The organism is Tenacibaculum agarivorans (assembly GCF_001936575.1).
In the GTDB taxonomy this organism is placed as follows: domain Bacteria; phylum Bacteroidota; class Bacteroidia; order Flavobacteriales; family Flavobacteriaceae; genus Polaribacter; species Polaribacter agarivorans.
Genome location: NZ_MSMP01000001.1, coordinates 340726 through 361692 on the forward strand (window position 1 = coordinate 340726; position 20967 = coordinate 361692).

The following is a 20967-nucleotide window of genomic DNA, read 5'->3' on the forward strand; positions in this document are numbered from 1 at the left end:
CTTTTACATAACACAAATGTTTGATTTTGTAAGATTTTATGTATCTTCGCAATCAATTACAGGTCAAAAATAAAAACATTTTACAAAAAACAAAAACTTTTTTGTGTGTTTTGTGTTAAAATAATCACAAGATGGATATTTCTAAAAAAATAGCTGAAATTCGAGATTTTCATAAACTCAACAACCTATCTTTCTCTAAACGCATTAACGTTACAGGAACTACAATAGATAGTATTGTAAATGGTAGACCTCAGTCTGATGGTAGTAGAAAAAAAACAAAACCAGGTTATGATGTATTGACCTCTATTATTAATGAGTTTAAAATTAATCCTGATTATTTATTTGGCTTAAGTCAAATTATGCTTCGTAAAGATTTGCCGAATAGCAATTATACTGGAACTCCACAAGTAGTATCTACAAATGATTCTGGACATGAAAACATCATTTTTGTCCCGACACAAGCTCGAGCTGGATATTTGAGTGGTTATGGTGATACTGAATACATTCAAAATTTACCATCTTTCCATATGCCGCATTTACGTCATGGATCATTTCGTTGTTTCGAAGTACAAGGCAATTCTATGGTACGCACTTTTTTTGACGGTGATTTAGTTTTTGGTCAATATGTTGAAAATCTTAATGATATTAAAGATGGTAGAGTATACGTTATTGTAAGTAAAAATGATGGTATTGTACTAAAACGGGTAATTAATAGAATACTGGAACGGGGAAAGTTGATTTTGAAAAGTGATAATAAAGATGGAAATTATCCTACTTACACTATTAATGTTGATGAAATTATGGAGGTATGGTATGTAACTATGTATGCTTCAAAACAAATGCCAGAACCTGTAGATGTTTACGATAGACTTCACGATTTAGAAAGTCAAATCACAGAACTTCAAGAACAGATAAAGTTTAAAAAATAAGGATTTGCAGTAATGCAAACCCTCGAAATATATTAACTCAAATCTTTCTTTAACAAATTATGAAAATGATGCACTCCAGTTTCTCGAGTCGTAGAAAATCGCCCATCAGTATAAAATCTTGATTTTAATCCTTTTTGAACACCTTCTACCACCCACTCATCTTCTTGCTGTGTTTTTTCTCCTAGCTGCTCACCACTCATGCGTTCCCAAATCGTTCTATCTTTAATATAATATAGAAACTCTACTTTGGTAAAATTCTCAGTGTAAGGCCTCACTATATTCAATTGTACCCCCCAAGGATAAAAATTCAGCATGAAGTTTGGATAAAACCAGTAATAATATGCAGAAATATTTTTCCCATAATCTGGATGATCTTCAGGAAAATCAAATGTTTCTGCTCCACCTTCAGCATACCCAACTTGCAATACCATATTTTTATCACAAATGGTATCATAGCTTCCATAATCTAAAATGCTATTTAAAGCAGGATGCACAAAAGGAATATGAAAACCTTCTAAATAATTATCGATATACAATGCCCAGTGCGATTGTACATTGTAGGTTTTAGAATATTCTGGAGCAAATTCAAATTCTTCAACATTTAAAAAACCAACCTTCTTTTCTAATTCCTCAGATATTTCAGAAAAATCCATCTTCGGGTCTAAGCTAGTGAATAAAAATTGTTCCCATTTTTTTAAGAGTAATTGATGTAAATGATCACATGGTCTTGGAAAGTTTTCTACTTCTTTAAACTCCGGCATAAATTCAAATTTTCCTTCTAAATTGAATCGTCTACCGTGATAAGAACACACTAATTTCCTGTTTTTCCCAGGGTGATGTGATAATAAAAAACCTCTGTGTGTACATACATTTGATAAACACCTAACCTCCTCTTTTTGCTTAGTTAACACTAAAGGTTCATCAATATATTTATCTAACAAGTTAAAAGGATACGTATTTATAGCTACATTAAAAATTTCTTTTTCATCACCTATGTATTGCCAACTTTTAGCAAATACTTTCTCTTTCATGGCTTCCCATATTTCTTTATCGAAATAGAAATCTGCTGGTAGCGTTGAAGACTCCGAAATACTAGTAGTCACTTTTTCCATATTACGAATAATTAAGTCTATTGTTTATAAAAATGCTGTATTGATAACAAAATAAGCTATTTTGTGATGAATAAAAAACAACATAGTTTTATGATGGATATCCAATAATCTATTTAAACCCATTCTAAATATAAAGTAAAACGAAGTACAATGTTTGTACAAGTAAGCCTTAGATCTTAACTTTGTTCACAATTATATAATTCAATAATAAACGACAATGAGCGGATTATTAAAATCTTCTATAGGAAGAAAGTTTGCGATGGCACTTTCAGCACTCTTTCTTATGATTTTTTTACTACAACATTTTGCAATTAACATCTTATCAGTATTTAGCGCAGATGCTTTTAACAAAGCTTCTCACTTCATGGGTACTTTCTGGGCTGTACAGTATTTATTACAACCTGTACTAATATTTGGTGTGATTTTTCACTTTGCGATGGGTTTTGTATTAGAAATCAAAAACAAAAGCGCACGAAATGTAAAGTATGCTAAGAATAATGGGGGTGCAAATTCTACATGGATGAGTAGAAACATGATCTACAGTGGATTATTTATTTTAATCTTCTTAATCATTCACTTCATCGATTTCTGGATTCCTGAAATGAATACTAAGTACATTCAAGGTGATTTTTCTGGAATGCACAATGGAGAATTTAGATATTTCCATGAATTACAAGAAAAGTTTGTTCCAATGTGGCGTGTAGCTTTGTATTGTTTAGGTTTTGTGTTTTTAGCACTTCACTTATTACATGGTTTTAATTCTGCTTTCCAATCTGTAGGAGCAAATAACAAATACACTAAAGGATTGAAAACTTTTAGTAAAATTTATGCAATTGGTCTTCCTTTAGGATTTATCATCATTGCATTATTTCACCATTTCAATCACCATTAATAATAGTATCATATGGCAACTTTAGATTCAAAAACACCAAAAGGTCCTATTGCTGATAAATGGACTAATCATAAAAATAAAATCAACTTAGTTAACCCAGCAAACAAACGTTTAATTGATGTGATTGTTGTTGGAACTGGTTTAGCAGGAGGTTCTGCTGCTGCAACTTTAGCTGAGTTAGGATATAATGTAAAAGCGTTTTGTTTTCAAGATTCTCCTCGTAGAGCACACTCTATTGCTGCTCAAGGAGGAATTAACGCTGCAAAAAACTACCAAGGAGACGGGGATTCTACTTACAGATTATTTTACGATACTGTAAAAGGTGGTGACTATCGTTCTCGTGAAGCTAACGTTTACCGTTTGGCTGAAGTATCTGCAAATATTATCGACCAATGTGTGGCACAAGGTGTACCTTTTGCACGTGATTATGGTGGATTATTAGATAACCGTTCTTTTGGAGGAGTATTAGTATCAAGAACTTTCTACGCAAAAGGACAAACAGGGCAACAATTATTATTAGGAGCGTATTCTGCAATGAACCGTCAAATCGGTCGTGGAAAAATCAAAATGTACAACCGTCATGAAATGTTAGATGTTGTAGTTGTTGATGGTAAAGCTCGTGGTATTATTGCTCGTAACTTAGTTACTGGAGAAATTGAGCGTCATTCTGCTCATGCTGTTGTATTAGGAACTGGAGGTTACGGAAACGTATTCTTCTTATCAACTAATGCAATGGGAAGTAATGTAACAGCTGCTTGGAAAGCTCATAAAAAAGGAGCTTATTTTGCAAACCCATGTTATACACAAATTCACCCAACTTGTATTCCAGTATCTGGAGATCATCAGTCTAAATTAACGTTAATGTCAGAATCATTACGTAATGATGGTCGTATTTGGGTTCCAAAGAAAATGGAAGATGTAAAAGCAATTCGTGAAGGAAATTTAAAACCTACACAAATTGCTGAAGAAGATAGAGATTATTACTTAGAGCGTCGTTATCCTGCATTTGGTAACTTAGTACCTCGTGATGTTGCATCTCGTGCTGCTAAGGAACGTTGTGATGCTGGTTTTGGTGTTAACGCTACAGGAGAAGCTGTATATTTAGATTTTGCTTCTGCTATTCAACGTTACGGAAAAGAGCAGGCTACAATCAAAGGTTTAAATGTAAACGATGCTGCTTTAGTTAAAAAATTAGGTCAAGAAGTTGTAAAGAATAAGTACGGAAACTTATTCCAAATGTATGAGAAGATTGTAGATGAGGATCCATATGAAACTCCAATGATGATTTATCCTGCAGTACATTATACTATGGGAGGAGTTTGGGTAGATTATAACTTAATGACTACTGTACCTGGATTATATGCAATTGGAGAAGCAAACTTCTCTGATCACGGAGCTAACCGTTTAGGAGCCTCTGCTTTAATGCAAGGTTTAGCTGATGGTTACTTTGTATTACCATATACTATTGGTGATTATTTAGCTGACGATATTCGTACAGGACCAATTTCTACGGAAACTCCTGAGTTTGATGAAGCAGAGAAAAATGTTCGTGCAACTATCGATAAGTTTGTGAATAACAACGGAACAAAATCTGTAGATTATTTCCACAAACGTTTAGGTAAAATTATGTGGAACAAAGTAGGAATGTCTCGTAACGAACAAGGTTTAAAAGAAGCAATAGAAGAAATTTCTGCTTTAAGAGCTGAGTTTTACAGTGATGTTAGAGTTCCAGGTGGAGCAAATGAATACAATGAAGAATTAGCAAAAGCTGGACGTGTAGCGGACTTCTTAGAGTTAGGAGAATTATTTGCTAAAGATGCATTGAACAGAACAGAGTCTTGTGGAGGGCACTTCCGTGAAGAATCTGTTGAATTAGACGGACCTCAAAAAGGTGAAGCTTTACGTAATGATAAGGAGTTTGCTTATGTATCTGCTTGGGAATATAAAGGAGAGCCTAAAGATGCTGTTTTACATAAAGAGGAGTTAGAGTTTAACGATATTGAATTAAAACAACGTTCATACAAATAAGGAAAGAATTATGAATTTAACGTTAAAAATTTGGCGTCAAAAGAACGCAAGCGATAAAGGAAAAATGGTTGATTATAAAATCAACGATGTATCGCCAGATATGTCTTTCCTTGAAATGTTAGATGTGTTAAACACACAATTAATTGAAAGTGGTGATGAACCAGTAGCTTTCGATCATGATTGTCGTGAAGGAATTTGTGGAATGTGTTCATTATACATTAATGGTGAAGCTCACGGACCAGATAGAGGAGTAACCACTTGTCAGTTACACATGCGTAAGTTTAAAGATGGTGACACTATTTATATTGAGCCATTTAGAGCTAAAGCTTTCCCTGTAATTAAAGATTTAGTTGTTGATAGATCTTCTTTTGATAGAATTCAACATGCTGGCGGATTTATTTCGGTAAATACTTCAGGGAATACTCAAGATGCAAATGCTATTCCAATTAACAAAGAGAATGCAGACAAAGCCTTTGATGCTGCAACTTGTATTGGTTGTGGAGCTTGTGTAGCTACTTGTAAGAATTCATCTGCAATGTTATACGTTTCTGCTAAAGTTTCTCAATTTGCCTTATTACCACAAGGACAAGTGGAAGCTACAGATCGTGTATTAAACATGGTGAAGCAAATGGACGAAGAAGGATTTGGTAACTGTACAAATACAGGAGCATGTGAGGTAGAATGTCCTAAAGGAATTTCTTTAGAAAATATTGCTCGCATGAATACTGAATTCTTAAAAGCAAGTTTAAAAGGATAGTATATACTTTTTAGATATATAAAAACCCAAGGCTCTGTCTTGGGTTTTTTGTTTCTTTACATCATCAAAAACAATACATGATTCATCACATCAGTTTCTATAAAGAACAACAAGAAAAATATCTTGGAGAAATCACCCTCATTAAAAAGAAAATTTCAAATTTAAGTTTGCTGCGATTATTTACTTTTTTAGCTACAGCATTTGGTATATATACATCTTTTACTATTTGGAAAATTAGTATTGTAATAGCTATTGTGGGGATTGCTACATTTATCTTTCTTTTATTGAAGTATACTAATGCAAAAAGAAAATTAGCGCTTCTTACTACTTTAGTTCACATAAATGAAGAAGAATTAGCCATTGTAGCTGGCGATTTTCACCATAGAGAAGCTGGTTTAGAATTTCAAGATCCTAAACATTATTACAGTTTGGATATTGATTTATTTGGGATTGGATCTTTTTTTCAATTCATAAATAGAACTACAATCCCTGAGAGTACATTAAAGTTAGCCAATGCTTTAAAAGCTAACAATATTGATAACATAAATTTTCGTCAAGAAGCTATAAAAGAATTAGCAACTAAACCAAAATGGCGACAACATTACCAAGCACTTGCTAGTTTAATTAAAGTAGAAACACCAGCAAAAAATATAATAGCATGGCTAAAAAATTACAAGTCTTTTATTCCGAATCAAATGCAATGGATTTCTGGACTATTCTCTCTAATATCATTAAGCTTATTTGTATGTGTGTATTTGAATTCAATTAGTCCATCTTTATTACTAATTTGGATGCTTTTAGGATTAGGAATTACTTCTCGTTATCTAAAAAAAATTAATGCTGTATCTCAAAATTCAGATCAAATAAAAGATACATTTCGCCAGTATGCACAGCTTTTAAACGAAATTGAAAATGAAGAATTCACGGCTTCAATATTAAAAGAAAAACAGCGTGAGATTCAGTCTGAAACGGAAAAAGCATCTGTCATTTTCACTGCATTCTCTAAAGCTTTGGATGCCTTAGACAACAGAAACAACATTATTATTGCCATTTTCGGAAATGGTTTCTTTTTATTAGATATCATAAACACCTTACGAATTGAAAAATGGATTGCAAATTATAAAAATACTGTTGAAAAATGGTTTGATGTGATTACCTATTTTGATGCTTATAATAGTTTAGGTAATTATACTTTTAATCATCCAGAATATGTATTTCCAGAAATAAAACAAAGTACAGCTATTTTAGACACAAAAGGTTTGGGACACCCATTACTTAAAAAAGAGAAAAGAGTTGATAATGACATCTTAATAGACAAAGAACAATTCTTTATTGTTACAGGAGCAAATATGGCTGGTAAAAGCACATTTTTACGTACTGTTTCACTTAATATAGTTATGGCAAATATTGGATTACCTGTTTGCGCAACATCCTGTGCTTATTCTCCAATACAATTAATTACTAGTATGCGAACTAGTGATTCTTTAACTGATGATAGTTCTTATTTTTTCTCAGAGTTAACACGATTAAAATTTATAGTAGATACAATTGAAACGGATCCTTATTTTATCATTTTAGATGAAATTTTAAAAGGAACTAACAGTACTGATAAAGCTATAGGTTCGAAGAAGTTTGTTGAAAAATTAGTAGGATCTAATGCTACTGGAATTATAGCTACACACGACTTAAGCCTTTGCGAAATAGAAAATGAATTAACCGCAATTAAAAATTACTATTTTGATGCTGAAATTGTTAATGATGAACTTTATTTTGATTACACCTTTAAAAAAGGAATATGTAGAAATATGAATGCTAGTTTCTTATTAAAAAAGATGGAAATTATTTAAAACTAAACATGTCACATTGAGTGATTTTTCAGAATAAAATGAAGAAAAATTGTATCGAGATGTTAACAAATCGCTCTCGATACAATCCTAATCGGTTCTTGAATCGTTACCAATTAACCCTTTTACTGTATTGCTTTAGCAATAAACCCCTTTATTTTTAATAATTTTCGTTCTTGCTTAGCGTTTGAAAAAACAGTTATTGCTTTTGAAAATTTACCCAGCCTCTTTGTATCGTAAGATACTGATATACTTCCTTTTTCTCCTGGCATAATTGGTTTCTCGGGTTTTTGCGGAACTGTACACCCACAAGTTGATTTAATTTGCTTCACAATTAGAGGAGCATCACCTATATTGGTAAACTCAAATACTCGTAATCCTTCTGATCCCTGAGCTATCTTTCCATAATCAATAGTTTCATTCTCAAATTTAAACTCTTGCGCATTACCACCTATTGCAAAGGCTAAAAGCAGTAAAAATGTAATTTGTACTTTCATAATATATAGTTTTTAATTGTTAACTCTTAGCATGTATTTCTTGAATTAGTTCTTTAATTTTTTTGTTTTCAGGATAAAGGCTCAATGCTTTATAGAATTGCTCTAATGCTTCTTTATACTTTTTTTGTTCATAATACAATGTTCCCAAACTGCTATATGTAACATAATTATTCGGATAGATTTTGGTGTTCAATTCAAATATATACGCCGCTTTATCAAACTCTTTATTTCTTAACTTCACAAAACCATAAGTATTCAGTTCTCTTGTTCCTTTTGTTATTTCTGGAAGGAAATGAAGTAACTGTTTTTCCATAGACTGAACACTATCTTTTGAATTTTTCAAGAGATTCTCTATAAGCTCTACAGCTCTGTATTTAGGATAATACTTTTCTTTAGTAACAATATTCAGCAAATCTCTTTCAAAAGTTTCTTTAGGATCTTCCACTATTCTATTAACTTCTTTTCCTTCTTTATACACTATAAATGTTGGGACTCTGTGAATATTCAATCCTTTTTCTTCTCTATTTGGAGATTGCTTATAGGCTTCTTTTTTTCTATCTACAGCAAAAACTTCAAGATTTTCTTTTGGAAATCCCGCCTCTTCAAGCACTTTATAAAAAATAGGAAGATTACGTTTGCTATCTCCACACCAAGAGCCAAAAAACACTTTTATGTTATAGTCTTTTAATTTACTCTTTAACTCAGTTATTACTTTATCATTAGTCAAATACTTTTGGTGATTTTTAGCAAACCAATCAAATGCTGAGGAATTAAAACCTTCTTTATCTACTTTTCCCAATAACATTTCGTTTCCTTTCTCATCTTTAGTTATAAAATTTAGTTGTGCATCTATACCTATAAAAGAGACTAAAAGCAAAAGGATGGTCATATTTTTTTTCATGGTTTATGTGTTTTTTTTCTCAAAACTAATAGCAAGATGGTTTTTAAAAAAAGAGAACTTAACACACTACATATAAATCGGTACAAACAACATTAACCAGCGTATAAAGTGCTTTTTATACTTCTTTTGCTGCATTTTGTACTTGATCTTATTGTAATAGCGTTTAAATCTGTATTTTCATCTTGACAATGGAAATTCTTAAAAAACACATTTCACAACTATTAGTACACCTATTATTTTGGGTGCTTTTTATATGTATATCATTATTTGTATTCTCAGAATACTATTGGTCTGAAAATCCTTTTTTACAATACCTATCTATTCTTATTTGTATAGTGTATACTAATAATTTCTTATTGCTTCCTTATTTTGTAAAAAAGAAAAGCTATTTTATTTACGCTATTATTTTCATTGCAATTTCATTTTTTGCTACTCAATTGTACTGCAACGTTTTTACACGATGTGGATGTACAATAATGAAATGTTTAAGTGATTATTTATGGCAAAGTTTAGTTCCTTTAATCTTTTTCTCTTTTGTTTGGATACTCTTTAAGTATTTAGAACGAGAGGACGAACTTCAAAAAGCACAACAAGAACGCACAGCAATGGAACTTAAGTTTTTAAAATCTCAAATGAATCCACATGTACTTTTTAATAACTTAAATACAATCTATTCTTATGCTATTGAAAAACCAGACGAAACTCCAGATTTGATTTTAAAACTATCTGATAATTTAAAACATGTATTGTATGAAAGTAATGCAGATTTTATTCCTTTAGAAAATGAACTACAATACGTTACTAATTATATCGATTTTCAAAGAATACGAATTGAGGGCGTTAAAAAACTAAATTATACTTCAACCATTAACAATACCAATTACCAAATTGCTCCACTACTTTTAATCGCTATTATAGAAAATGCTTTTAAACATAGTACGCCCAATAGTACTATTACTATTAGCATTTTTCAAGAAGACTCAAACATTATTTGTTTTTGTGAAAACGAATATGATGCTGCTAAAATTTCAGAAAGCACAAATATTGGGTTACAAAATTTAGAAAAAAGACTACACTTACTTTATGAAGATAAGTATAGTTTACAAATTAAGACTGATGCAACATTTTCAGTAACGCTAAAACTAAATTTAGTATGATTACCTGTATTATTATAGAAGATGAATTACCTGCACAGAACATTCTTAAGAATTTTGTAGGTAAAATTCCTGATATTACCATAACTGCTACTTTTCAAACGGCAGAAGAAGCAAGTCTATATTTAAAAACAAATAGTGTAGATTTTGTATTCTTAGACATCAATCTTCCTGATTATATGGGGCTCGATTTTATTAAAACGGTGCTAAATCCACCTCTTATTATTATTACTACAGCATATCCTAATTATGCCTTAGATAGTTTCGAATTAGAAACTATTGTTGATTATCTGGTAAAACCTTTTTCTTTTGATCGTTTTTTAAAAGCCATTCATAAAATTAAAAAGAGCACAAATAGTGTAGAAAAACAACCTCCTAAATCCATTGTTTTAAATATTGATAAAACATTACACAAATTATCTATTGAAGATATCCTATATATAGAATCTGATAGAAATTACATCACTTTTGTAACCATTGGTAAAAAACTTGTGATTATTGATACATTGAAGAGATGGAAAGAAAATTTATCCGATGCATTTTTCCACGTTCATAAATCTTACATCGTAAATATGCATCATATTGAAAAGGTTTCTGGAAATGTAATTTATATTAGAGATAAAAAAATTCCTATCGGAAGAGTTTTTAAAGCTGATTTTTTTAAAAAGTTTGACACTAAATAATTCTTCATTTTAGACTCATCAGTGCACCTGTAGGCATTGATTTTTATGAACTTCCTAACTTAAAATTAACTTAAGAGTTTAATTTTTATATCTTAAAATTTTATTAAAAACACATTTAAAATGCGTTTTTTGCTTTTTTAATTGAAAAATATATGTACTTTTGCGCCCGCAATTGAGAATTTATCAATGTTAGATAATTGTTAAGTTCTTTAAAAAGATCATAAAAAACATGTAAAAAAGACTTTTTGTTAATATAGCAAATCGCTCAAAAACAATTATCCGAAAGTATTTTTGCCATGTAATTTTTAACGAAAAATAATAAAACCCAAAATAAAAAAAAGATGAGAAAATTAGTAGTATTAGTTGTAGTAGCTTTAGTAAACTTTTCAGCATTTGCAAACAACGCTAGACCAGCAGAAGTGATTAAATCTGAATTAAGATCTGAGATTATTAAATTATTAGGAAAAGCAAACTTTGAGTTAGCTGAAAAAGAATCTACTGTAGTAGAATTTACAGTAAATCAAAAAGGAGAAATCATTGTTTTAACTGTTAACTCTAACAATAGTTTAGTTGATACTTTTGTAAAGAACAAATTAAACTACAAAGTAATCACTAACAATAATGTAGCTAAAGGTAAAACTTTCAAAATGCCTTTAACTCTTATCGCAGAATAATCATATACGAGTAGTATTTTTAGTAATAAATTATCCCTCAATTTAAAAACCAGTAAGAAGTCAGCTTACTGGTTTTTTGTTATATATAAGTTTATATAAACAAAAAGAGGTTGCTTTACAGCAACCTCTAAATAATCCCCTAAGATGTTTTCACCCTCTTATTACATTGTGGATGATCACCGATACAAAGGTATGACCAAGTCACTAGTTTATAAAGGGGATTTCCGCAGCATATATTGTGGATTTATGTAGTAGTGATTACTTTTTACAATAGTGAGATTATGAAAAGAAATCAGTTACACTAATTGCAACAGAAAACTGCTTTTCATTACACTTTTTTGTAATGATATTTTTAATCAATTATGATGGAATAAAAAGTTAGTTATTGAAATTCGAATCCTCAAAATGGATTCATAAAAAACTGAAGAAAAAAAAAGAGGTTGTTCCCACAACCTCTCATATAATCCCCTAAAATGTTTTTCACCCTCTTATTACATTGTGGATGATCACACGCACAAAGGTAGAACCAAGTCACTAGTTTATAAAGGGGATTTCCGCAGCATATATTGTGGATTTATGTAGCAGTGATTACTTTTTACAATAGTGAGATTATGAAAAGAAATCAGTTACACTAATTGCAACAAAAAACTGCTTTTCATTACCCTTTTTGTAATGATATTTTTAATCAATTATGATGGAATAAAAAGTTAGTTATTGAAATTCGAATCCTCAAAACGGATTCATAAAAATCTGAAACAAAAAAAGAGGTTGTTCCCACAACCTCTCATATAATCCCCTAAAATGTTTTTCACCCTCTTATTACATTGTGGATGATCACACGCACAAAGGTAAAACCAAGTCACTCGTTTATAAAGGGGATTTCCGCACTGTAGCGTGTGGATTTATGTAGTGGTGATCTCTGTTTATGATTAAAAGTGAGGGCAGGAAATTTACTAAGCTTTTTACAATTAACACGATAGGTAAACAACCTAAGTTAGATTAGTGTCATTTTAAAATTAGTGTTTTAATTTTAACATCACTTCTAGTGAAATTACCTGTAATATAACTAAGAGAAATTTTGTGCTGAATCAAATTCAGCAGAGCTATTGAGAAGCTTTCAATATGCATATTGTTCTCGATACACTTTTACTTTTGATTTCGACTAAGCTCAATCACCAGAAAAAGCACTCGAACTGACAATTAGTGTTTTGAAGACTTAACTGATCAAAATATGAAGCAAAAAAAAGAGGCTGTCACGCAACCTCTTATATAATCCCCTAAAATGTTTTCACCCTTACATTGTGGATGATCACTGAAACAAATGTATGGGATAGTCACATTTTTATAAAGGGGATTTCCGCAAAAAAAAATGTGGATTTCTGCAAATGGTTGTTTTTGAACCAAAAAAAACCCTTCAACCACGTTGAAGGATTCAATTCTTCTTTCTAATCTTTCCAAGGAATTTTTCCCTTTGTTCGTTTGAACTATTAAACTAATTCGATACAAATGTAACTAAGTTGTTTCTCCTCTGGAAAGGGATATCTGTAACTGAAAATGTGGATTTCCGCAACGGGTTAATCCAATATACCTAACTCTTTAGCTTTCAGCACTAAATCTGTATTATTATTAGCTTGTAAGTCTGTTCTAAGTTTTGCCAATTTGTTTTCTATGGATCTAATTTTTAAAAAACTACCATCTTCTTTTTTTACAACCCCCTCTAAGTTACTGATCTTAGGGTGGTTTGGTAATTCTTTTAAAATTTGAATAGCTACATCATCCATTTGAATTTCAACTAATGCTCTTTTCAATAGCTTCTGATGAATTTCATGTGTGTAGTATATTTCGCCTGCTAACATTTTTTGAATGGCAAAATTTAACTCATTCGTATTACATTTTCCTTTTAGTAAATACGCTGAAGGTTCTAAGTTTCTAATTACATTAAAAATACGATTGGTTTCAGAGTGCCCAGTAAGCACACCTACTTTAATATCTATATTTTCCGATCGTAATGTTTTAATTAGGTTTTCACCGCTATCTATTTTAGAACTATTATCTGTATTATCGAAACTTAAATCTGTAAAAAGAATATCAAATGGCTCATCAACCAATGCTACTTTAATTTTAGCATAAGCATCATCACACGAGTTTGTAGTTACAATATCTAAATTTTCTATTCCGTTTAAATACGAAAGTATTCCTTCAATGATTAACTGGTGATCGTCTGTTAAGAGTATTTTAGTAGTTTTAGGCATTTAGAGGTACTTGAATTGCTATTTGGGTTCCTTTTTCTAATTCACTAGAAATAGCCAACTTACCATTTAATTCCCCAACTCTCTCATCCATATTTTGTAAGCCAATTCCTTTTTTAGAATTATTTGTGTTGAAACCTTTACCGTTGTCTTGAATATCCAAATGTACAGCTTTTTTATGTACTTTAAAATTTATATCTATTCTAGATGCTTCGGCGTACTTCTGACAATTCTGAATGCTTTCTCTAATACTTAAATATAATACTCTTTTTATGGACTGATTTACATTGTGCCAATTGATCTCTTTTAGTCCATGTACCCTAATGATAAACCCTGGCTCGAAGTAATCACTAATTAGGTTAATAATCTGATCTACAAAGTTTACTTTCTCAAAACTTACACTACTCAATTGATGCGATAGGTTTCGAACGTTTTCTTTTACCTCTTCTAATTTTTGTGCCTCTGGTAGTAACTGTGATTGCGCTAATTTTTGATGCAACAAACGTAAATCTCCAGCTACCTCATCATGTAACGATTTTGCAATTTGCCTACGTTCATTTTCTCTGGCTTGTATTTTTTGTAATTGCGCTTGATACAATAACCGTTTTCTACGAAAAGAAAAGAAGGAAATACTCGATAATAAAATAAGTACACTTAAAATAGCTACTAGCCAACCTATTATTTTTTGCTGTCGTTGCTTTTCTACTTCAGCCAAACGCTTTTCATTCTCTGACTTTAAAAAAGTGTTTTCTTTTTCTTTTTTATCCGTCTCATAACGGATTTTAGCAAACTGATTTTTTAACTGACGTTCTTGTTGAAATAAACTGTCGTTTAAAGTTATATATTCTTCTAAATAGGCTTTAGATTCATTACCTGAGCTTAAAACAGAAAGTAATTGTAAAGCATCTAACCAACGCTTATTATTATGAGTTTGCTTGGCATATTTTAGAGCCTCAAGACCATATAGTTTAGCATTTTGGTTTTTATTTATATCTATATAAAAATTAGCTATATTTAGTAAAGTAGTACTAACCCCTTGTAAGTTATTTTCTCTTTTTTTTATTTCTAATACTTTATTGTAGCGATTTATTACTTGATCTTTCATCCCTAACTGCAACTCGCTAAATATTAAATTTTCTAATAGTAATGAGTATTGATGAGGGTGGTTTTGCTCTATACTATCGAACTTTAACCCCTTTAAAAAGTACTCTTTTGCTTTATTATGTTTTGATTGGTTTTGATATAAAAATCCTAAATTATTTATCGTAAACAAATACTCCCTATCATTCTTATTATTTTTATTGATCTCTAAAGCTTTATTATAATAAATAGATGCTTCTTCTTTTTTATCTAACTCTTCAGCAACAACACCGAGATTATTATATACTACCTCAATGTATTTATATGATTTTATTGGTTCTAAATATTGCAAAGCTTCTATAGAGCTGATTTCACTGCCTAAAAAATCTTTTGCATTTCTCTGCAGTACAGCTAAACTTAACAAACGCCTACCAACTGCTAAAGAATCATTAATTAGCTTTGAAATGTTCTTTGATTCATGATAAAAATAAAAAGCACTATCATTTTTATAAGTTAATTTATGCTGTAATGCTTTAAAATGATAGTATTTAGCAAATAAAATAGAGTCCCCTTCTAAATTATACAAAGAATCTACCTGAGTAGTTATTTTTTGTAACTTATTCAGATCTTTAGAAAAATATGCTTGTCTTCCTCTTTCTATCAACTCGTTTTTAATTGAAGGTCTTTCATTTAAATCCTGAGCAAATATGACAAGAGGAAACAATAAAAAAATAAGTAGTCGTTTAATCATTTACTTGTAAAATCAAAAAAACCATTATTTATCAAAAATAATGGTTTTTTTAATTTTCTAATTAGATAATTAGTCTATTTTTATCTATCACCATCTCCTGTTCCTGTATCTCCACCTCCACCTCCAGTAGATGTTCCGCCTCCTGTTGTAGGGCCTTCTTTTTCTTCGTTTGGAAATTTAGTAACTCCATTTTTTTGATTTTGAGTAATACTTAGCATGTTTAGAATTTTAAAGTTAATAATACAATAATCACTTAAATTTAAATCTTTCTGGCTAAAAAACACAATATACGACTCGTTTTCAACTGTAAATCAATAAATTGTTAGTTTTTTAACACGAATTTTAAATTTAGTTACTCTAATGTAAACTTATAATCTCTCTGTTTTTAGATTTTTCGTCATAGCTATTGCTAATTGACGTTAGTTTCCCTGTTTACAAAGATAAACAAACATTTTATTTGGGTAAGAGAAAAAAACAACGTCTTTACAGTGATCAGTTATCATTAATCAATTATCAATTTTAGTTTCCTTCGAGTGCCTCAGGAAACGCTTTGTGATTAAGAAAAGAAAGTCTTTGCGAGTGAAACGCAGTGGAACGAAGCAATCTGTTGTTTGAGAAACGAGAAGCAAGAAACAAGAATCGAGACATATTTCTAGCCCCAAGGGAAGCACTTAAATTATTTCTAATGAAGACATAAAAAAAACCGTTATTAACTAACAACGGTCTTAAACTTTTAAAAGAAATATAATCTAACAAACTTCTACAGTCTCATCGCAAACAGGTGTAGTGTTTACATCTCCGCTTCCATTACTTCCACCACCACCGCTTCCAGGACATGGTCTTCCTCCTCCATATACATTTAATAATTCTTTTTTTACAATTGCAAACTGCTTTAAATTTTCTAACATAATTTTAGTTTTAAAAGATTAATAAAGAGGAAAAATACTTTTGCAATACTTTTGCAATACTTTTAAAACAAATTTTTGCTGTTAAAAAAAGGATAAAGTAATTTTTTGTGTTTGGGAGTGGAGCATGAACGTTTTTGCGAGTGAAACGAAGCAATCTGTTGTTTGAGAAACATGAAGCAAGAGGTGAGAGAAAACTAATTCAATACTGCTATTTAGAATACTGGAAATTACTAACTCTTAGTAATAAGATCACTTCGGTCATTTCGATCCCTCGTGATGACGGAAAAAATAAACGTCTTTGCGAGCGATCCCTGGATGTTTCCTGAGGTTCTCGAAGGAAAGAGATGGGGAAGCGAAGCAATCTGTTGTTTGAGAAACGAGAAGCAAGAAACAAGAGAAAAGACTAATTCAATACTTCTATCTTATTATAACAATGGAAAAGAATTTGTGTTTGATTCGTTTTTGGTGTATTTTTACATCAAACAATACATTATGTCTAGACAAAGTATATCATTTACAAAACCAAACGATGAGTGGCTAAAAGCTCAAGTAGACAGTAAAGAATATTCAAGTAAAAGTGAGTTAGTTAACGACTTGATTAGACAAGCCAGAAAACAACAAGTTCAAATTGATTGGATTAAAGCTAAACTAGAAAAAGCTGAACATAGTGGATTTACAAACGATAGTAAAGAAAGTATTTTAGCACAATCTAAGTCTTTTCTAAATGGCCCAATATAGGTTATCCAACGAAGCAAAAAATGACTTAATTCGGATTCATCACTACGGAGTTGAAAAATTTGGAATGACCCAAGCAGACAAATACTTTGAATCCTTTTTCAATTATTTTGACATCATTGCTGAACGTCCTTTTTCCTTTGAATCCGTAGATTTTATAAAAAAAGGATATAGACGCTGTGTGTGCAGTGTTGACAGTATTTACTACAAAATAAATGGAAACACTGTAGAAATAATGGCAATAGTAGGAAAACAAGATTTGAATGAAAAACTATGATTCAAATTAAACCTCTTTATCAGCGGAACCCTTAACGTTTCCTGAGGTTATCAAAGGAAAGATAAGGGGAAGCAATCTGTTGTTTGAGAGACGAGAAGCAAGAAACAAGAGAAAAGACTAATTCAATACTGCTATTTAGAATGCTGGAAATTACTAACTCTTAGAATGAGATCACTTCGGTAATTTCAATCCCTCGTGATGACGGAAACATATAGCAAGTTATTCTAACCTCTTAACTTACAAAACAAATCCCATAACACTACTCCACAACTTACAGAAATATTTAGCGAGTGCTTGGTACCTAATTGTGGAATTTCAATACATACATTAGAAGCAGAAACTACGTCTTGCTGTACGCCTTTTACTTCATTACCAAATACCACAGCATATTTTTGATTTGGTACTACACTAAACGTATCTAACATAGTACTATTTTCTGCTTGCTCTATGGATAAAACCTGAACACCTTCAGCCTTTAATTTTTCTACCAAGGTCAAGGTATCTTCTACATATTCCCAAGCTACAGATTCCGTAGATCCTAATGCAGTTTTATGAATTTCTTTATTAGGTGGTGTAGCGGTTATACCACACAAATATATTTTTTCAATTAAAAACGCATCCGAAGTTCTAAATACTGAACCTACATTATTTAAACTTCTAATATTATCTAACACCACTATAATTGGCGTTTTATCAGCATTTTTAAACTCTTCTACAGATATTCTTCCTAGTTCGCTATTTCTTAGTTTCCTCATGTTTAGTTCGCAGTATATAGTTGGCAGTCGACAGTTATTTTTAAATAAAATATTCACAAACTGTTCACTGAAAACTGCCTACTGATGACTTTTTTCTATCTTCGCAAAACTAACTTAAAAATCTATAAACTTGGCAAAAACAAAGGCAAAAAAGGTAACTCCATTAATGCAGCAATACAACGGAATTAAGGCTAAGCATCCGGATGCTATGTTGCTATTTAGGGTGGGTGATTTTTATGAAACCTTTGGTGAAGATGCTATTAAAGCGTCAGAAGTTTTGGGTATTGTATTAACCAAACGTGGTAATGGTAGTGAAAGTGAAACAGCATTGGCTGGATTTCCACATCATTCCTTAAACACTTATTTACCTAAGTTAGTAAAATCTGGTTTACGTGTAGCCATTTGTGATCAGTTAGAAGATCCAAAAATGACTAAAAAGATTGTAAAACGTGGAGTAACTGAATTGGTAACTCCAGGAGTGTCTTTAAATGATGAGGTGCTACAATCGAAAACCAATAACTTTTTAGCTGCGGTTCATTTTGATAAAAAACAGCTTGGAGTTTCTTTCTTAGATGTATCTACAGGAGAGTTTTTAGTAGCTCAGGGGGATGAAGCGTATATAGATAAGTTGTTACAGAATTTTTCGCCAAGTGAAATTTTGGTTCAAAAACAACATAAACAACGTTTTTTAGAAGCATTTACTAACGATTTCCATACCTTTTATTTAGAAGATTGGGTGTTTCAAAAAGATTATGGTTATGAAACGTTACTAAATCATTTCAAAGTAAAAAATCTAAAGGGGTTTGGTGTAGACGAAATTACAAGTGGTATTATTGCTGCTGGTGCGGTAATGTATTACTTGTCAGAAACACAACTGAATAAAATTGAACATATTCAATCGATCAGTAGAATTGCTGAAGATTTGTATGTTTGGATGGATCGTTTTACGGTTAAAAACTTAGAATTGTATGGTGGTAATTCTGTAAACTCAGTTTGTTTATTAGATATTATCGATAAAACCATTTCTCCTATGGGAGGGCGTTTATTAAAACGTTGGTTGGCCTTACCATTGAAAGATTTAAAACCAATTCAGCAACGACAAGAACAGGTTCAGTTTTTAATTGATAACGAATCATTTTTCGATACAGTTACTTATCAATTAAAACAGATTTCTGATTTGGAGCGTTTAATTTCTAAGGTAGCTACAGGTAAAGTTTCACCTAGAGAGGTTGTTTTATTAAAGAATTCGTTAAAAGCTATTCATCCAATAAAATCTGCTGCCGAAGCCACTAAAAATGCTACGGTAAAAATGATTGGTTCTTTACTAAAAGATTGTAATGATCTTATTGATAAGATTAGCGCAACTTTATTTGAAGATGCTCCTGTAAATATTAACAAAGGCAATGCGATTGCCAATGGAATTTCTGAAGAGCTGGATGAACTACGAAATATTGCCAATTCTGGAAAGGAGTATTTGGATGATATGTTGGCTCGTGAATCAGAACGTACTGGAATTCCAAGTTTAAAAATTGCATTTAATAATGTGTTCGGCTATTATATTGAAGTCCGTAATACCCATAAAGATAAAGTACCTGAAGAATGGATTCGTAAACAGACTTTAGTAAGTGCAGAACGCTATATTACTGAAGAATTAAAAGAATACGAAGCTAAAATTTTAGGTGCTGAAGATAAAATTCAGTCGTTAGAAGCTGATTTATTTATTGAACTGATTCAGTATATTGTAAAAGATGTGCAAGATGTACAAAGTAATGCACAACTCATTGCGCAATTAGATTGCTTATTGTCTTTTGCCAATTTAGCTAAGGAGAATAATTATGTGCGTCCTGTTATTGACAAAAGCACTACTCTTGAGATAAAAAATGGTCGTCATCCTGTTATTGAAAAACAATTACCAATAGGTGAAGAATATGTAGCTAATGATGTTGTTTTGAATCGTGAAGATCAACAAATCATTATGATTACAGGGCCTAATATGTCGGGTAAATCGGCAATATTGCGTCAAACGGCTTTAATTGTGTTGTTAGCACAAATGGGAAGTTACGTTCCTGCAACTGAAGCTAAAATTGGTATCGTAGACAAGATTTTTACACGTGTTGGTGCTAGTGATAATATTTCGATGGGAGAATCTACATTTATGGTAGAAATGAATGAAACGGCTTCTATTTTAAATAACATTTCTGATCGTAGTTTGGTATTGTTAGATGAAATTGGACGTGGTACCTCTACGTATGACGGAATTTCTATTGCTTGGGCAATTACAGAATATTTGCATGAACATCCTTCAAAAGCAAAAACGTTATTTGCTACGCACTATCATGAATTAAATGAAATGACTACGACTTTTGAGCGTATCAAAAACTTCAATGTTTCTGTAAAAGAATTAGAAGATAGCATTATCTTTTTACGTAAACTAGTTGCTGGTGGAAGTAATCATAGTTTCGGAATTCACGTAGCTAAATTAGCTGGAATGCCTAATGTGGTGATTCGAAAGGCTAATAAAATCTTAAAACAGTTAGAAGAAAGTCATGCTAACAAAAATGTTGAAGACACCTTAAAAGATGTTCAAAACAATGATATGCAAATGAGCTTTTTTCAATTAGACGATCCTTTATTAGAAGATATTAGAGAAGAGATTTTAACCACAAATATTGATACACTAACTCCTATTGAAGCTTTAATGAAACTGAATGAAATTAAGCGGATGTTAGTAAAGAAATAAT

General features: G+C 31.2%; 19 protein-coding genes. 11 read left to right on the forward strand and 8 right to left on the reverse strand.

What is annotated here, in order from left to right; genetic code table 11:
* Positions 1 to 131: 131 nt before the first annotated feature.
* Positions 132 to 929, forward strand: a complete 798-nt coding sequence (locus tag BVC87_RS01545; RefSeq protein ID WP_075340573.1) for a LexA family transcriptional regulator — start codon at positions 132 to 134, stop codon at positions 927 to 929.
* A gap of 32 nt (positions 930 to 961) precedes the next feature.
* Here BVC87_RS01545 and BVC87_RS01550 read toward each other — a convergent pair whose 3' ends face one another.
* Positions 962 to 2041, reverse strand: coding sequence for an aromatic ring-hydroxylating oxygenase subunit alpha (locus tag BVC87_RS01550; RefSeq protein WP_075340574.1), 1080 nt, complete (start codon positions 2039 to 2041; stop codon positions 962 to 964).
* Positions 2042 to 2258: 217 nt separating this feature from the next.
* Here BVC87_RS01550 and BVC87_RS01555 point away from each other — a divergent pair, with 217 nt between their 5' ends.
* The 4 genes from BVC87_RS01555 (at position 2259) to BVC87_RS01570 (ending at position 7565) form a co-directional block, all read left to right on the forward strand.
* A complete protein-coding gene (locus BVC87_RS01555) occupies positions 2259 to 2933 on the forward strand; it encodes a succinate dehydrogenase cytochrome b subunit (protein ID WP_075340575.1) in 675 nt (224 codons plus the stop codon).
* 12 nt (positions 2934 to 2945) lie between these two features.
* Entirely contained in the window at positions 2946 to 4961 is a 2016-nt protein-coding gene (locus BVC87_RS01560; protein ID WP_075340576.1) for a fumarate reductase/succinate dehydrogenase flavoprotein subunit, read from the forward strand.
* A gap of 10 nt (positions 4962 to 4971) precedes the next feature.
* A complete protein-coding gene (locus BVC87_RS01565) occupies positions 4972 to 5718 on the forward strand; it encodes a succinate dehydrogenase/fumarate reductase iron-sulfur subunit (RefSeq protein WP_075340577.1) in 747 nt (248 codons plus the stop codon).
* A gap of 77 nt (positions 5719 to 5795) precedes the next feature.
* A complete protein-coding gene (locus BVC87_RS01570; RefSeq protein ID WP_075340578.1) occupies positions 5796 to 7565 on the forward strand; it encodes a MutS-related protein in 1770 nt (589 codons plus the stop codon).
* Between the two features lie 122 nt (positions 7566 to 7687).
* Here BVC87_RS01570 and BVC87_RS01575 read toward each other — a convergent pair whose 3' ends face one another.
* On the reverse strand, positions 7688 to 8059 hold the full coding sequence (locus BVC87_RS01575; protein ID WP_075340579.1) for a DUF1573 domain-containing protein: 372 nt from the start codon (positions 8057 to 8059) through the stop codon (positions 7688 to 7690).
* Positions 8060 to 8078: 19 nt separating this feature from the next.
* Entirely contained in the window at positions 8079 to 8960 is an 882-nt protein-coding gene (locus BVC87_RS01580; protein ID WP_075340580.1) for a thioredoxin family protein, read from the reverse strand.
* 476 nt (positions 8961 to 9436) lie between these two features.
* Between BVC87_RS01580 and BVC87_RS01585 the strand changes: the two genes are divergently transcribed.
* From BVC87_RS01585 to BVC87_RS01595, 3 genes are all read left to right on the forward strand, one after another.
* Positions 9437 to 10117: a sensor histidine kinase gene (locus tag BVC87_RS01585; protein ID WP_234974611.1), complete on the forward strand. Its 681-nt coding sequence runs from the start codon at positions 9437 to 9439 to the stop codon at positions 10115 to 10117.
* Entirely contained in the window at positions 10114 to 10797 is a 684-nt protein-coding gene (locus BVC87_RS01590; protein ID WP_075340582.1) for a LytR/AlgR family response regulator transcription factor, read from the forward strand. The genes BVC87_RS01585 and BVC87_RS01590 overlap by 4 nt, the downstream gene beginning before the upstream one ends.
* A gap of 341 nt (positions 10798 to 11138) precedes the next feature.
* Positions 11139 to 11471 (forward strand): hypothetical protein, encoded by a 333-nt coding sequence (locus BVC87_RS01595; protein ID WP_075340583.1) that lies wholly within the window; start codon positions 11139 to 11141, stop codon positions 11469 to 11471.
* Between the two features lie 1574 nt (positions 11472 to 13045).
* On the opposite strand, the gene BVC87_RS01600 is transcribed toward BVC87_RS01595, so the two are convergent.
* The 4 genes from BVC87_RS01600 to BVC87_RS23300 form a co-directional block, all read right to left on the reverse strand.
* On the reverse strand, positions 13046 to 13723 hold the full coding sequence (locus tag BVC87_RS01600; protein ID WP_075340584.1) for a response regulator: 678 nt from the start codon (positions 13721 to 13723) through the stop codon (positions 13046 to 13048).
* Entirely contained in the window at positions 13716 to 15551 is a 1836-nt protein-coding gene (locus BVC87_RS01605) for a tetratricopeptide repeat-containing sensor histidine kinase (RefSeq protein ID WP_075340585.1), read from the reverse strand. The genes BVC87_RS01600 and BVC87_RS01605 overlap by 8 nt, the downstream gene beginning before the upstream one ends.
* An 80-nt stretch (positions 15552 to 15631) precedes the next feature.
* A complete protein-coding gene (locus BVC87_RS23295) occupies positions 15632 to 15769 on the reverse strand; it encodes a hypothetical protein (protein WP_159439297.1) in 138 nt (45 codons plus the stop codon).
* 531 nt (positions 15770 to 16300) lie between these two features.
* Positions 16301 to 16459 (reverse strand): hypothetical protein, encoded by a 159-nt coding sequence (locus BVC87_RS23300; protein ID WP_159439298.1) that lies wholly within the window; start codon positions 16457 to 16459, stop codon positions 16301 to 16303.
* Between the two features lie 369 nt (positions 16460 to 16828).
* Here BVC87_RS23300 and BVC87_RS01610 point away from each other — a divergent pair, with 369 nt between their 5' ends.
* Complete coding sequence (locus BVC87_RS01610; RefSeq protein ID WP_234974612.1) at positions 16829 to 17197, forward strand: ribbon-helix-helix domain-containing protein; 369 nt, start codon at positions 16829 to 16831, stop codon at positions 17195 to 17197.
* On the forward strand, positions 17184 to 17471 hold the full coding sequence (locus BVC87_RS01615; protein WP_075340586.1) for a type II toxin-antitoxin system RelE/ParE family toxin: 288 nt from the start codon (positions 17184 to 17186) through the stop codon (positions 17469 to 17471). The genes BVC87_RS01610 and BVC87_RS01615 overlap by 14 nt, the downstream gene beginning before the upstream one ends.
* Before the next feature lie 224 nt (positions 17472 to 17695).
* On the opposite strand, the gene BVC87_RS01620 is transcribed toward BVC87_RS01615, so the two are convergent.
* The gene (locus BVC87_RS01620) at positions 17696 to 18226 is read right to left on the reverse strand and encodes an RNA methyltransferase (RefSeq protein ID WP_075340587.1); all 531 of its coding nucleotides are present in this window, start codon (positions 18224 to 18226) and stop codon (positions 17696 to 17698) included.
* A 130-nt stretch (positions 18227 to 18356) separates the two neighbouring features.
* Between BVC87_RS01620 and mutS the strand changes: the two genes are divergently transcribed.
* Positions 18357 to 20966 carry a DNA mismatch repair protein MutS gene (gene mutS, locus BVC87_RS01625; RefSeq protein ID WP_075340588.1) on the forward strand — a complete coding sequence of 870 codons (2610 nt, stop codon included), beginning with the start codon at positions 18357 to 18359 and terminating at the stop codon, positions 20964 to 20966.
* Position 20967: the final 1 nt, after the last annotated feature.